The organism is Mycobacterium sp., from assembly GCF_040509115.1.
Classification (GTDB): Bacteria; Actinomycetota; Actinomycetes; order Mycobacteriales; family Mycobacteriaceae; genus Mycobacterium.
In genome coordinates, this window is the sequence record NZ_JBEVLO010000001.1 from 1 (window position 1) to 11793 (window position 11793).

Consider the following 11793-nt stretch of genomic DNA (forward strand, 5'->3'; position numbering starts at 1 on the left):
GCGTTGTCGTTGAGCATGGTCGATTCCTCTTGGTGGTGCCGCATGGCGTGCGGCTTGACCGGAAGGCTACGCCGCTCCGATCATTCGATCATCGCTCGCAATTTGGATGGACCATGAAAGCAGGTCGAACGAATGGCCCCCGGTCCTTGCCCGACCTCGCGGCCTTTGCCGCGGTGGCCGAACTGCGCAGCTTCACGCGCGCCGCCGCGCAGCTGGGAATATCCACGTCGATGCTCAGCTATACGATCAAGAGGCTGGAAAAAAACCTCGGCATCGCGCTTTTGCACAGGACGAGCCGCAGTGTGTCGACGACCGAAGCGGGCGATCGTTTGCTCGGAACGCTCGGGCCCGCATTGGCCTCGATCGAGGAGACACTCGATGGACTGGCGCAGCAACATGACCACGTCACCGGGACGGTTCGCATTACCGCGACCCGCCAGGCGTACGAAGCCGTGATCCGGCCGGTACTGGGCGAGTTCGCCGCACGGCATCCAGGCGCCTCCGTGGAGGTGCTGATCGAATACGCGTTCAGGGACATCGTCGCCGACCGCTTCGACGCCGGCATTCGCCTCGGCGAGAAGCTGGCCGACGACATGGTGGCGTTTCGGGTGGGTCCGGACCTGCGCATGGCCGTCGTGGCGAGCCCGGCCTATCTCCGGGATCGCGCGCCGCCGGCCGTGCCGAAAGACCTGGCGGATCATCGTTGCATCAATTATCGGATGGTCGCCGCGAACGCCATCTATGCCTGGGAATTCGAAAAGCGTCACAGCGCCCTCCGGGTGCCGGTCACCGGGCCTCTGCTCACGAACGAGCCCGAGGTCATGCTCCAGGCCGCGCTCGATGGGCTAGGCGTTGCGTACGTTCTGGAACACGAGGCGCAGCCATACATGGAAGCCGGATCGCTGGTGCGAATGCTCGAAGACTGGACACCACCTTTCCCGGGGTTCCACTTTTACTATCCCTCGCGCAGACGCGTATCGTCGGCCCTCGGGTCGCTGGTGAGAATTCTGCGGGAGCGGCAGGATGGTTGTTGACGTGGTATTGGCCCAGGCACGGTTGCTTGGCTAGCTTCCCGGCCGCCAGGGTCTACGGCTCGAGTGGTTGAATTTACTGGACGAATTGTCGTCTCGCGACATAAAAGGGGGCGCGACGCATTCCAAGTGACATGCCGAACAGCGGATGTGATGTGCATTCATCGACCTTCATTCATCAGCCTCCGTTATGAGCGCCACGGCGGTTAATTCCTGTGTTCGTGTTGGCCTCGGAGCATGCTTCGGTTGCAGAACGCCGCCGCGTGTCAGCTTGAATCGCTCGATGACGCGGAGCGCCGTATCACTTCCCGAGGCGTCAGCGGTATCGAGCCCAATATTTTGGCCACCATAGGGAGCATAGGCCTCAAGGACAGTTGCCTTAAAGAGTCCTATCGTCGTCACGCCTGTTGCCGACCCCAGATGCATGACGCCGCAGTCTGCGGTGACGAACAGGTCCAGGCCCGCCAGTACCGCCGCCGTGTGGCGAATACCTGAGAAGTAATAGCCGGGCCATGCTCCGCGTAACATTGAGCGCGCATGCGCGGGGATGATCTGGATAATCGACGCGTGGGGAAGGGCGCCGTGCAACGTGGCCGTAAAATCTGTCCACCAGGCTTCCGGGGAAACGCTTGTTCCCCGTCGCATTGCCGCAAATGCCGACGATCGGGCCCGTCTTCTCGCGAGGGTTGCTACGCTGTCACTTTGGAAAACTGCGCATTTGAAAGTGCGGGCTTTGGATAAGTGGGCAGCGATAGGTTGGCGACTTTCAAAAGTGAGCTTGCTTCGGGGCGCAGTTCAGATATTCAGTCAGCATCAGCTGGATAGTCAGAAGTGCGCTCAAGTTCAGGTCGTGCGCGTGGTTGCGGGGTTCGACGGACAGGTCAGGAACGCGCCGGTGACCAGGTGAACCAGCCGATCCGCTCGCGCAGCGAACGAGGGTTGGTCAACCGCCCAACCTAGCGCCGTCATGAGCGCAAACAGGTCGTCACCGTCCATGTCCGCGCGGGCCGACCCGTCCGCTTGCGCATGCTGCAGCAGACGAGCGCTCGCCGCGTGCACCGCGGCGCACGCGGCGTAAAGCGCCGAGGCGGGGTCCGTATGCGCAGCTGCCATCAGTGCGACCACGCCCTTGTGGCTCTGGGCGAAGGCCACCCATTCACGGACCCAGGACACCAGCGCGGTGCCCGCCGACGGCGCCGTTTCCAGATCCGTCGCCGTGCGGGTCAGTGCGTCCAGATCCGTGCACATCAACGCTTCGAACAAGGCCTCACGCGTTGGGAAGTGACGCAGCAGCGTGGCCAAGCCGACGTTAGCGCGCCGGGCGATGTCGCGCATCGACGCATCGGCCTGCTCGGCGATGACGCCACGAGCGACTGCGAGGATGTGGTTGTAGTTCTTTTGTGCATCGGCGCGCATGGGCGGTCCATTGACATATGGATCACTGATCCACATAATTGGACCAATGATCCACATCGTACACCAGCCGAGCGGCTTCGACGAACCGTCAGGCCGTCAACCATGTAGAGGCCGCGAATGAGCACGATCAGCATTATTGGAGCAGGTGAGATGGCGGCGGCTATCGCCCGTCTGGCCATCGGGGCGGGGCACGCCGTGGAACTGGCCAGTCGCGACACCGCGAAAGCTCGCCGGCTGGCTGAGCAGCTCGGCGCACGCGCCTCGACTGGCGTATTCGGCGCCGCCCCAGCTGGCGACCTCGTCATTCTGGCAGTGCCCTATGCGTCCGCGCAGGACGTGCTGGCGGAGTACGGCGACGCACTCTCGGGCAGGGTACTGGTCGACATCACCAACCCGATCAAAGCCGACTTCTCCGGTTTCTTGACCGCCGGGGACACGTTCGGTGCGGCGGAGATCGCCCGGGCTGCCCGGTCTGCCACGACGGTCGTTAAGGCGTTCAACACGCAATTTTCCCACGTCCTGGCGGCCGGTGCGCTCGCTGGAACCACGCTGGATGTGTTCGTGGCCGGAGACGACGTGGCGGCGAAGACCCGGGTCGCATCCTTCATCGGCAGCCTAGGCCTGCGCGCGTGGGACGTGGGGCCTCTGCGCGTGGCGCAGACGCTGGAGCACGTCTGCATGCTCACGCTCGGGTTGATGACACACGCCATTAAGCATACCCAATTCGCGATCGGCGTCACCGTGGCCGGCTAAGGCCGCAGGCGCCCCGACCGCTCATCTTCCATCCTTAAAGTGAGTACCCATATGCACGTTTTTGTTACGGGCGGCACCGGCCATTCCGGTCCCTACATCATCGCCGACCTGATCGCCGCGGGGCATGACGTCACGGCGCTTGCGCGCTCGGACAAGACCGAGGAAGTCGTCATTAAGCTTGGCGCCAAGGTTCGTCGCGGCAGCCTGGAGGATCTCGACGGGCTCAAGGCTGCCGCAGTGGAGGCCGATGGCGTCATCCATGTCGCGCACCGACAGGACCTGCTTCCCTCGGGCGGGATCGCCGCCGTGGCCGCCGCCGAGCGCGAGATCATGTTGGCCTACGGCGAGGCACTGGCAGGGACCGGCAAGCCGCTGGTCGTGTCGGCAAGCATCGGTGGCCCGGGTTGGGACGGTCTGGGCCGGCCGGCGACGGAGGAGGATCCGTCCCTTCCGGGCGGCGATGCGTACGCCGGGACGCTGCGGGTTCGTAACATCGTGGAGACCACGGTGATCGATCTGGCCCATCGGGGCGTACGCTCGTCGATCGTGCGGATCCCCGAGATCATGCATAGCACGACCGATACAGCCGGTTTTTTGCCGCTGCTGATCGGCCTGGCCAAAGCCAAGGGCGTCGTCGGCTATCCGGGAGACGGCACGAACCGCTGGACCGCGGTGCACGCCCGCGATGTTGCCTCGGCGTTCCGTCTGGCACTGGAAACCGGCCCCGCCGGCCGAAACTGGCACGCCGTCGCGGATGAAGGTTTCTCCTTTCGCGAACTCGCCGAGGCCCTGGGCAGCCGCCTGAACCTGCCGGCAGTGTCCATTCCGGCGGACCCGCTCATGTTGCCCGGGTTTTTTGGGTTCCTGGCCAACCTGGTGACTTTGGATACCCCCGCGTCCAGCGCCATCACGCGCCGGGTCCTCGGCTGGGCACCGGTCCAGCCCCGCCTTTTCGCCGACTTGGACAACGGGCACTACTTTCCTGCCCACTGAGTGACGTCGCATCCGCTTCGCCGCATTGCAATCAAGCCGCCGGACAGTGCGCCGGCGGCGCCACCTTCTTCAGGAGACAGTACATGACCGTTATCAGCATCATCGGGGCCGGCGGTATGGCCAGGGCAATCGCCAGCCGTGCCGCGCAGGCCGGGCACGCCGTCGAAGTCGTCAGCCGCGAAAGCTCCAAGGCGCAGGCAGTGGTCGACACGCTCGCCGGGAAAGCCACCGCCGGCGTGTATGGAACCGTGTTGGCGGGCGACCTGGTCATTCTCGCTGTGCCATACGCCAGTGTTGCCGCCGTCGTGGCCGATTTTGGGAGCGCCCTCGAGGGCAAGGTGGTGATTGACGTCACCAATCCCGTTGCACCGGACCTGTCGACGCTGGTTAGTCCTCCCGGCAGCTCGGGCGCCCAGGAGACTGCGAAGGGCGTCCCGGCGGGCGTTTCCGTGGTCAAGGCCTTCAATGCCATCTTCGGTCACGTCCTTGCCAAGGGTGGACGCCTTGACGCGTTCATCGCGGCCGACGATCCGAAGGCAAAAGCACGTGTTTCGGCGTTCCTCGACAGTATCGGGCTGCGGCCGCTGGACGTGGGCGGGCTGCACATGGCCCAGTCGCTGGAGGCCCTTGGCCTGATGATGATCAATCTGGCCAGACACGGCGCGGGCACGTGGGACCTCGCGATGCGGGTCGACATCGGCTGAGTGACCGCTGCCGAGCGATGGTTTGCAAAGGCAAGAATCAACGCCCGATGATGGCCGCGCCGCCTGCCGACCGCCGACGGTAGGCACCGACACCCCGGCCAGCGGCGGCCTCGCCCTCAAAAGCTGCACACGCGCGACACACTCCGTCCCCGCTCCTGGGCTTTCCTGACGCGCGAGGGTTTAGTGTCGAGAGAGCACGAGGTGCCGACGGTCACTGTCAGAACGGCTCGCCGATGGCGAGCCGCTAGGGTGTCGAGCCGTCCACCGCACCGAGATGGCGTCAGTGGTACATAAGCGCGGATCGGCACGTCGCCGGCGATCCACCGCCGGGATGCGTCCGGCGTGTTGTCCCGACCTAACTTCACAGGAAACCTCCCATGTACGACCAATCCAAGTTAGCGGCGCTGACTGACTTCGCTCGCGTCGGCGCCGGCTCTACCGTCATCGACGTGTACCCGGGCGACGGCGATTGGACCAACCTGTATTCGGACGTCGTGGGAGCCGAAGGGCGTGTTTACAGCTTCGTGCCCGCCGAAGTTGCACACTTCAACAATGATCCGGTTGGCCGAATGCGCTCGCTTGCGAATGAGCCGGGCCGAGGGAACGTCGAAACGGTCACGGCGGACCTCGTGGCGCTGCCGGCGTCGCTGGCACCGGCGGACGTCCTGTGGCTGCACCTGTTCTACCACGATCTGCATACGCCGCTGATGCAGGCCAGGGGCGCGACCGCGACTCAGTTCAACCAAGCCGTCCATGCGCGACTGAAGCCCGGTGGTCACTACGTCATTGTCGACCACGCCGCCGCTGCCGGCAGAGGCGCGGGCGACGCCCCGTCGCTGCATCGGATCGAGGCGACGTTCGTTCAAGCGGAGGTAGAAGGGGTCGGCTTCGTGCTGGACGCAGAAACCACCCTGCTTGCCAATCGCAACGATCCACACGCCGCCAAGGCGTTCGACCCCGCGATCAAAAACGAAACCGACCGCTTCGCGTATCGCTTCAGAAAGCTTTGATCGGTACGTCGGCCGCGCAATGACCGAGGCGCTCCTCGCTGCATCGGTCAGCGGCGGCATCGACCCCGAGCGGCCCGGCTCTGAGCCGTCGACGCGCGACGGACGTCCCGTACATGCTGCGCCATCATCGACGATGTCTGCGCCGCGAGAGAGCGGGCACCGGTGCCGCCCCGTCGCGTATCGGACCGGCGTCCATCTGCGTGACGGTTGAGGCGGGCTCGCGTCGTTGCTCTGCCACGCTGTCGTCAGTCGTCGTTGCGAAAGGTAAGCGGCGGCATCGCCAGTTCGACGGGGGGCTGCGTGCTTTCATATAGGCGGGCAGTTTCCATAAGCCATTGGCAGAACACGGCAACGGCGGACCGGCCATGGATCGGATAGCGGGAAACGATAAAGTGGGCGTCGGACATGGCCACCGGGCCGGCGAGTTTCACCAGCCGCCTCGCGGCAACGTCGTCCTGAATCAAGCTACCGCCGCCCAGCACTACCCCCATGCCGTCGATGGCCCCTTGGAGGGCCGCCAAGGGCTCGTTGAACCGTAAGCCCATCGGCTCTGTCAGCCCCGGCACCTGGTGTAACTGGCCCCAGGTCAGCCAGTCATTACGTTGAATGGCCTGATGTATGAGCGGCAGGGCCAGGATTTGGCTGTGGGTAAGTCGGCGGCGCCTCGGCGGCAGCAGGCTGGGGCTACAAACCGGCTGCGCGGTGTCGCCCATGAGCCTGGTGCAGTAGGGCGCCGACCAATGCCCGGCGCCAAACCGGATGGCGACATCGCAGTCGCCCAGTCCGACATCGATCAGCCGATACGTCGTGATCATGCGCAGCTCGATGCTCGGGTGCCGGCGATGAAAATCGGCAAGCCGCCTGACCAGCCACTTGACCGCAAAGGCAGGCGTCGTGGTGAACGACACCACATTCGGATCTCGGGGCGGGTTGAACCGCCGTGCCGCAGCAGTCAGGCGGTCGAATGCGTCAGCGATATCCTGGTGAAATAGCTTGCCGCCCTCGGTCGCCCGCACTTGGTTTCCGTGGCGTTCGAGCAGAACGACGCCCAGCTGATCCTCCAGCCGCTTCAGCTGATGGCTGATGGCAGACGGAGTGACGTGGAGTTCTTTGGCCGCCGCCGTCAGGTTGCCATAGCGGACGGTCAGGTCAAAGGCACGCATTGCGTTGAGAGAAGGTAGCCGAGACATTGAGAATTTCTCATCTAAGAGATTAAAAAAGTCCCTTGCTGCGGGCGACACAGGGCAGCCATAGTCTACCGATAGTGAGAAAAGTTACCTGGACGAGGTCGCGCGGTGAATCTAGCTCTTTGTCATGTCCGATCTGGCCAGTTTTCCAAGGGTCAGCTCCGGGAGCTACAAGACGTGCTACAGCGGACCTATATCGGGCTGTTCGGCGAACAGGCCAAGCTGACGTGCATCTGGCGCATCGTGCCTCGCGGGCAGGGCTATACCAAAGGCAATCTTCACCACGTCAGCTGGTTGATGGTTGAAGCCCCGGCGGGGATCACGATGGCCGAACGCCACCGGGCGCTGGCAGCCCTGTCGTCGGCCTGGGCCGCTTGCGCGGGGGTCAGCACCGCTGATCTGGCGTTAACGATGTCCGACAGCGACTACGTGGCGGCGTACCGGGCTCTCGACCTTGATCGGGTCCGGCCGACGGCGCGCCTTCGGTTCGTCGTCTCGCGACTCGTACAGATGTACACGTCTAGATATCTGAATGGTTATTTCTCGATTCGTACCTGATGCAAGGAACCGGCCATGCCGTTTTATAACTGTGCCTGCAGTCGAGACCTTGGTGACGACACGCAGGCGCGTATTGCGGACGTTATCGGGGCAGTTCATTGCGGCTTGACGGGCGCCCCGTTGCATTTCGTTAATGTCTTGTTTCTGAAGGCGTACCGCCTGCGCCGAGGCGAAGTCCTGAGCGTCATCGGCAACGTTCGCACGGGGGGCAATCGAACGCCGGAGTTGATCGATCGTTTGCGAGGAGACCTGCAGGCGTCGATCGCCGCCGTAGCCTCCTTGGCGCCGACCGAGGTGGTGGTGAAGTTGATCTCGATCGAGGCCAAGTGGGTGATGGAAGGCGGCCGTGTCATTCCGGAGCCGGGCGAGGAAGAGGAGCGGGAGATGGTCGTTGGCTAAAGCAAGGTCATCAAGGTTTCCGTGGGTGTTTTGCGAATGCCCGGGAGAAGTCGCATGAAGGGCATCGCGAGCCATGCCGACGTCATCGCGGTCGAAGCCCGGGCACCGACTGCCCTGCCAAGCAGCACCTACGAGATGCTGCAGCTGGGCGCCGCCATCGATCCCGACGCGCCGGCCCTGAGCTTTTTCATGCGCGCCTCGGAGCATCATCGCGCGGAGCGCTGGACCTACCGCGAACTGTTGTCGGACATTACGCGCACCGCAAATTTCTTCACGCGGCTGGGGGTGCGCGAGGACTCCGTTATCGCCTATGTCTTACCTAACCTTCCCGAAACGCATTTTGTCATTTGGGGCGGGGAGGCGGCGGGTATCGTGTGCTCCATCAATCCCTTGCTCGAGGCCTCCGCGATCGTCGACCTTTTAAATGCCGCGGGCGCCGAAGTGTTGGTGACGCTCGCGCCATTTCCCGGCGTGGACGTGTGGAAGAAGGTCCACGGCGTCGTGAACAGGGTGCCCTCGTTGAAACACCTGGTTCTCGTGAACCTGGCCGATCGGGTGCGCGGCGCAGCGGGCTTGATTGCGCGTCTGATGCAACGGGGGGAAGTGACCAGGCAGCTCGGGCGCGGTGGTGTCCGCGCTGCGGTGCCCGCCCGGATCGCTGTGCACGACTTCCGCTCAGGCACACGCGAGGAATCTGACCGTTTCCTCACCAGTGGCCGGCGCTTTCACCCCGACGATTTTTCCTCGTACTTTTGCACCGGTGGCACCACCGGAATTCCCAAGATAGCCAAGCGCCGCCATGGCAACGAGGTTGCCAATGCATGGAGCGCCGCACAGTTCCTCGGTGACGGTGTCGGTTCGAGCAAGACATTTTTCTGCGGACTGCCGCTTTTTCACGTGAACGCGGTGATCGCCACCGGCCTGGTCCCCTTCTCGCGAGGCGCGCACGTGGTCCTGGGCACGCCGCAAGGCTATCGCAGCGACGGGATGATGAATCGCTTCTGGGACATCGTCGAATACCACCGAATCAACTTCTTTAGCGGCGTGCCAACGTTGTACGCGGCGCTTCTCGAGGTCCCAGTTGGGACGCGCGATCTCAGTTCGCTCGAGTACGGCCTCTGTGGCGCGGCGCCGCTGCCTGTCGAGGTCCTTCGGACGTTTCAGGAGCGGACCGGCATTAAGATCCTGGAAGGCTACGGTCTGACGGAGGCGACGTGCGTAAGTAGCGCGAATCCGCCGCTGGGCGAACGACGCGAGGGCTCGGTCGGCCTGCGGGTGCCTGGGCAACACATGAAGGCCGTGGTCGTCGACGACGGGGGTGCGCATGTGCGTGACTGCGACGTCGACGAGGTGGGTGTCCTCGTCATATCAGGGCCCAATGTCTTCGCCGGCTATGCGCTGGCCGAACAAAATGAAGGTCTTTGGATTGACACCGGCGACGGCAAGCGCTGGCTCAACTCCGGTGACCTCGGTCGCCAGGACGCGGACGGCTATTTCTGGCTGACTGGGCGCAGGAAGGACCTGATCATCCGCGGCGGCCACAACATCGACCCTGCGATGATCGAGGAGCCGCTGCACCGCCACCCTGCGGTGCAAATCGCCGCGGCGATCGGAAGGCCGGATGTCCGTGCTGGCGAGCTGCCGGTGGCTTACGTCCAGTTGAAGCCCGGAGCGACGGCGTCGGAGCAGCAAATCGCTGAATTTCTACGTGACGCGATCACGGAGCGGGCCGCGCTACCTAAGTACATCCGCATTATCGAGGCCATGCCAGTGACCGCGGTGGGGAAGATCTTTAAGCTCGACCTGAAGCACCGTGAAGTCTTGGACGCTTTGCGGACTGCACTGGCCGAGGCGGACATTCGGGTCAATGCAATCGCGGTGAACGAGGGCAGGTCCAGCGGGACAACCGTGCAGATCGAGCTTGACGGTCCCGCGCTTGAGCCGCGCGCCAGAGCGGTCCTCGGGGGCTTTCCATTCACTTTTCATTTCAGTGCAGCCATCCAGTGACCGAGCGACGGTCTTGAAAGGAATCTTATGCGGTCGCGGCGAAAAACTGTTGTCGTCATCGAGCCTGACCTCAACCTGGCCGAAAACGTGCGCAACTTGGGCGTCGGCCGCCCGCCGGCTACCGTGAGAAAACGCATCGACCGCGGAGGAATCGTTTAGTGTGGAAGCACAGTCACCAGACGGCCATCACGCAACGCCTGCGACAGCAGAGTGTCGGCCACGAACGCAATGCCCAGGCCATGCTGATCCGCCAACGCTGTCGGCGGTCACTTCTTTGTTCGTGCCGGTTTTCCTGCGGCGGCCTGGGGAAAGACGCATCCTCCGGCGCGAACGAGCGCTTTGAGCTCTTCGCCGAACTGCACGGGGTCTCGATCCAGTCGCGCGAGGAATTTCTTGTGTCGCCGCACGTAAGAATCCGAGTCGTATCTCGCACTCCAGCGCGCGATGTTGAGCACGATAGGAATCAGGTCGAGTCCCTTTTCAGTCAACGTATAAAAGTCCCTGCGACCGTCCTCAGGGCTCGGGGACTTTGCAAGAACGCCTTGCCTGACGAGAAACGCCAAGCGGGTGGCAAGAATGTTGGTAGCAATCCGTTCTTCCGAATTCAAAAACTCGCCGTAGGTCTTCTTCCCGACAAAAACGATGTCGCGAATGATTAGCAGCGACCATCGATCACCGAAAATTTCGATGCCATAGTTCACGCCGCAGTGGGACCGGAGGGAGCCTGATGTCTTCATGACGTCATCTTAACATTGCTGGCCCCATGCAACTAATCAGTGCCGCTTACTTGCCTTTTACAAGTGCTAGATCTAGCATGGTCCGGGTCGGGAGACCGCATCATCACGCGGTAGAGCCGTTGTAGGGACTGGCGCCGGTTGAGGAAGTCTCCGCACCACATCGAGGAGTCGTGCATGGCCAAGATCGGGAGCATCGGTGCGGAAAGTGGCGGCCGCGATCCGTCGTTGTGCCACGAAGGGCGACTGCGGTGGCCAAGCCGCGAGTCGCCACGGCGCCAAGGTGTTCCCCGTGACGCAGCCCGGACGGGGTGCGTCACGCGAACGGTCACGTCCAACGACCATCGACTTACAGGGATTTGAACATGCTCACAAACGAGGAAGTCATCCGAGAGCTGTATGCCGCGTCGGAAGGGCATCGCACGGACATCAACAAGGTCGTCTCCCTCTTTGCTCCCGAGGGATATATGCGCGACATGTCCTCTGGCGTCGATTGCCACGGCAAGGAGATCGGCGACTCGATCGCTGGCTTTAGGCACTCCTTTCCAGATGTCCACCGCGAGATATTCAGCCTTTACGTTGCGAAGAGCGTTGTGATCGTCGAACTTGCCATCCGCGGGATGCACCGAGGCGAGCTCACCTTGCCTTCGGGCTCGCTCGCTCCGACGGGACGGTCGATAGACGTCCCAAGTTGCGACGTCTTCCATCTCGCAAGCGGAAAGATCACATCGTTTCACTGCTACAGGGAGACGTCCGTCATGCTGCAGCAACTCGGACTTGAGGCTGCCTGATTCGCCGCCCACCTAAGATCCGGTCTTAGACCGAAGGAGCGTATCGATGAACATTGGAGAGAATGTGCAGACAGTCAAGGATTTTTTCGAAGCGCTGGGTAGCGGCGACAAGCATGCCCTCCTCGCGGTAACTGCGAAAGATAACGAGTGGATCATCCCGGGAAGCGACTGGCCGCTGGCCGGGACGCACCGAGGTCACGACGGGTTGTC

Annotated in this window: 13 protein-coding genes; 9 read left to right on the forward strand and 4 right to left on the reverse strand. The window is 63.0% G+C overall.

Annotation, left to right across the window (positions count from 1 at the left end; translation table 11 throughout):
- Positions 1-1034: LysR substrate-binding domain-containing protein (locus ABW137_RS00005; RefSeq protein WP_526395702.1), on the forward strand; the 1034-nt coding region annotated here is incomplete at its 5' end.
- A 168-nt stretch (positions 1035-1202) separates the two neighbouring features.
- Here ABW137_RS00005 and ABW137_RS00010 read toward each other — a convergent pair.
- Both ABW137_RS00010 and ABW137_RS00015 read right to left on the reverse strand, forming a co-directional pair.
- Positions 1203-1619, reverse strand: a complete 417-nt coding sequence (locus ABW137_RS00010; RefSeq protein ID WP_526395703.1) for a glycosyltransferase family 9 protein — start codon at positions 1617-1619, stop codon at positions 1203-1205.
- Positions 1620-1874: 255 nt separating this feature from the next.
- On the reverse strand, positions 1875-2447 hold the full coding sequence (locus ABW137_RS00015; protein WP_526395704.1) for a TetR/AcrR family transcriptional regulator: 573 nt from the start codon (positions 2445-2447) through the stop codon (positions 1875-1877).
- Between the two features lie 117 nt (positions 2448-2564).
- Between ABW137_RS00015 and ABW137_RS00020 the strand changes: the two genes are divergently transcribed.
- The 4 genes from ABW137_RS00020 to ABW137_RS00035 all read left to right on the forward strand — a co-directional run bounded on the left by ABW137_RS00020 (position 2565) and on the right by ABW137_RS00035 (position 5907).
- Positions 2565-3200: an NADPH-dependent F420 reductase gene (locus ABW137_RS00020; RefSeq protein ID WP_526395705.1), complete on the forward strand. Its 636-nt coding sequence runs from the start codon at positions 2565-2567 to the stop codon at positions 3198-3200.
- A gap of 39 nt (positions 3201-3239) precedes the next feature.
- A complete protein-coding gene (locus tag ABW137_RS00025) occupies positions 3240-4193 on the forward strand; it encodes an SDR family oxidoreductase (RefSeq protein WP_526395706.1) in 954 nt (317 codons plus the stop codon).
- 83 nt (positions 4194-4276) lie between these two features.
- Positions 4277-4897: an NADPH-dependent F420 reductase gene (locus ABW137_RS00030; protein WP_526395707.1), complete on the forward strand. Its 621-nt coding sequence runs from the start codon at positions 4277-4279 to the stop codon at positions 4895-4897.
- A gap of 377 nt (positions 4898-5274) precedes the next feature.
- The gene (locus ABW137_RS00035; protein ID WP_526395708.1) at positions 5275-5907 is read left to right on the forward strand and encodes a class I SAM-dependent methyltransferase; all 633 of its coding nucleotides are present in this window, start codon (positions 5275-5277) and stop codon (positions 5905-5907) included.
- Positions 5908-6152: 245 nt separating this feature from the next.
- Here the strand turns inward: ABW137_RS00035 and ABW137_RS00040 are convergent, their stop codons facing one another.
- Positions 6153-7070 carry a LysR substrate-binding domain-containing protein gene (locus ABW137_RS00040; RefSeq protein ID WP_526395709.1) on the reverse strand — a complete coding sequence of 306 codons (918 nt, stop codon included), beginning with the start codon at positions 7068-7070 and terminating at the stop codon, positions 6153-6155.
- A 201-nt stretch (positions 7071-7271) separates the two neighbouring features.
- On the opposite strand from ABW137_RS00040, the gene ABW137_RS00045 reads away from it, so the two are divergent.
- From ABW137_RS00045 to ABW137_RS00055, 3 genes are read left to right on the forward strand one after another with little or no spacing between them, the layout of a single operon-like run.
- Complete coding sequence (locus ABW137_RS00045) at positions 7272-7652, forward strand: hypothetical protein (protein ID WP_526395710.1); 381 nt, start codon at positions 7272-7274, stop codon at positions 7650-7652.
- A gap of 15 nt (positions 7653-7667) precedes the next feature.
- Positions 7668-8051, forward strand: a complete 384-nt coding sequence (locus ABW137_RS00050) for a 4-oxalocrotonate tautomerase (protein WP_526395711.1) — start codon at positions 7668-7670, stop codon at positions 8049-8051.
- 54 nt (positions 8052-8105) lie between these two features.
- Entirely contained in the window at positions 8106-10058 is a 1953-nt protein-coding gene (locus ABW137_RS00055; protein WP_526395712.1) for an acyl-CoA synthetase, read from the forward strand.
- A 266-nt stretch (positions 10059-10324) separates the two neighbouring features.
- Here ABW137_RS00055 and ABW137_RS00060 read toward each other — a convergent pair whose 3' ends face one another.
- Positions 10325-10795 (reverse strand): winged helix-turn-helix transcriptional regulator, encoded by a 471-nt coding sequence (locus tag ABW137_RS00060; RefSeq protein ID WP_526395713.1) that lies wholly within the window; start codon positions 10793-10795, stop codon positions 10325-10327.
- Positions 10796-11157: 362 nt separating this feature from the next.
- On the opposite strand from ABW137_RS00060, the gene ABW137_RS00065 reads away from it, so the two are divergent.
- Entirely contained in the window at positions 11158-11583 is a 426-nt protein-coding gene (locus tag ABW137_RS00065) for a nuclear transport factor 2 family protein (protein WP_526395714.1), read from the forward strand.
- Positions 11584-11793 lie beyond the last annotated feature (210 nt).

Coding starts and splice junctions, on each gene's coding strand:
- ABW137_RS00050 (WP_526395711.1), top strand. CDS start 7,668: ATGCCGTTTTATAACTGTGCCTGCAGTCGAGACCTTGGTGACGACACG.
- ABW137_RS00065 (WP_526395714.1), top strand. CDS start 11,158: ATGCTCACAAACGAGGAAGTCATCCGAGAGCTGTATGCCGCGTCGGAA.
- ABW137_RS00040 (WP_526395709.1), bottom strand. CDS start 7,070: ATGCGTGCCTTTGACCTGACCGTCCGCTATGGCAACCTGACGGCGGCG.
- ABW137_RS00035 (WP_526395708.1), top strand. CDS start 5,275: ATGTACGACCAATCCAAGTTAGCGGCGCTGACTGACTTCGCTCGCGTC.
- ABW137_RS00015 (WP_526395704.1), bottom strand. CDS start 2,447: ATGCGCGCCGATGCACAAAAGAACTACAACCACATCCTCGCAGTCGCT.
- ABW137_RS00060 (WP_526395713.1), bottom strand. CDS start 10,795: ATGAAGACATCAGGCTCCCTCCGGTCCCACTGCGGCGTGAACTATGGC.
- ABW137_RS00055 (WP_526395712.1), top strand. CDS start 8,106: ATGAAGGGCATCGCGAGCCATGCCGACGTCATCGCGGTCGAAGCCCGG.
- ABW137_RS00030 (WP_526395707.1), top strand. CDS start 4,277: ATGACCGTTATCAGCATCATCGGGGCCGGCGGTATGGCCAGGGCAATC.
- ABW137_RS00020 (WP_526395705.1), top strand. CDS start 2,565: ATGAGCACGATCAGCATTATTGGAGCAGGTGAGATGGCGGCGGCTATC.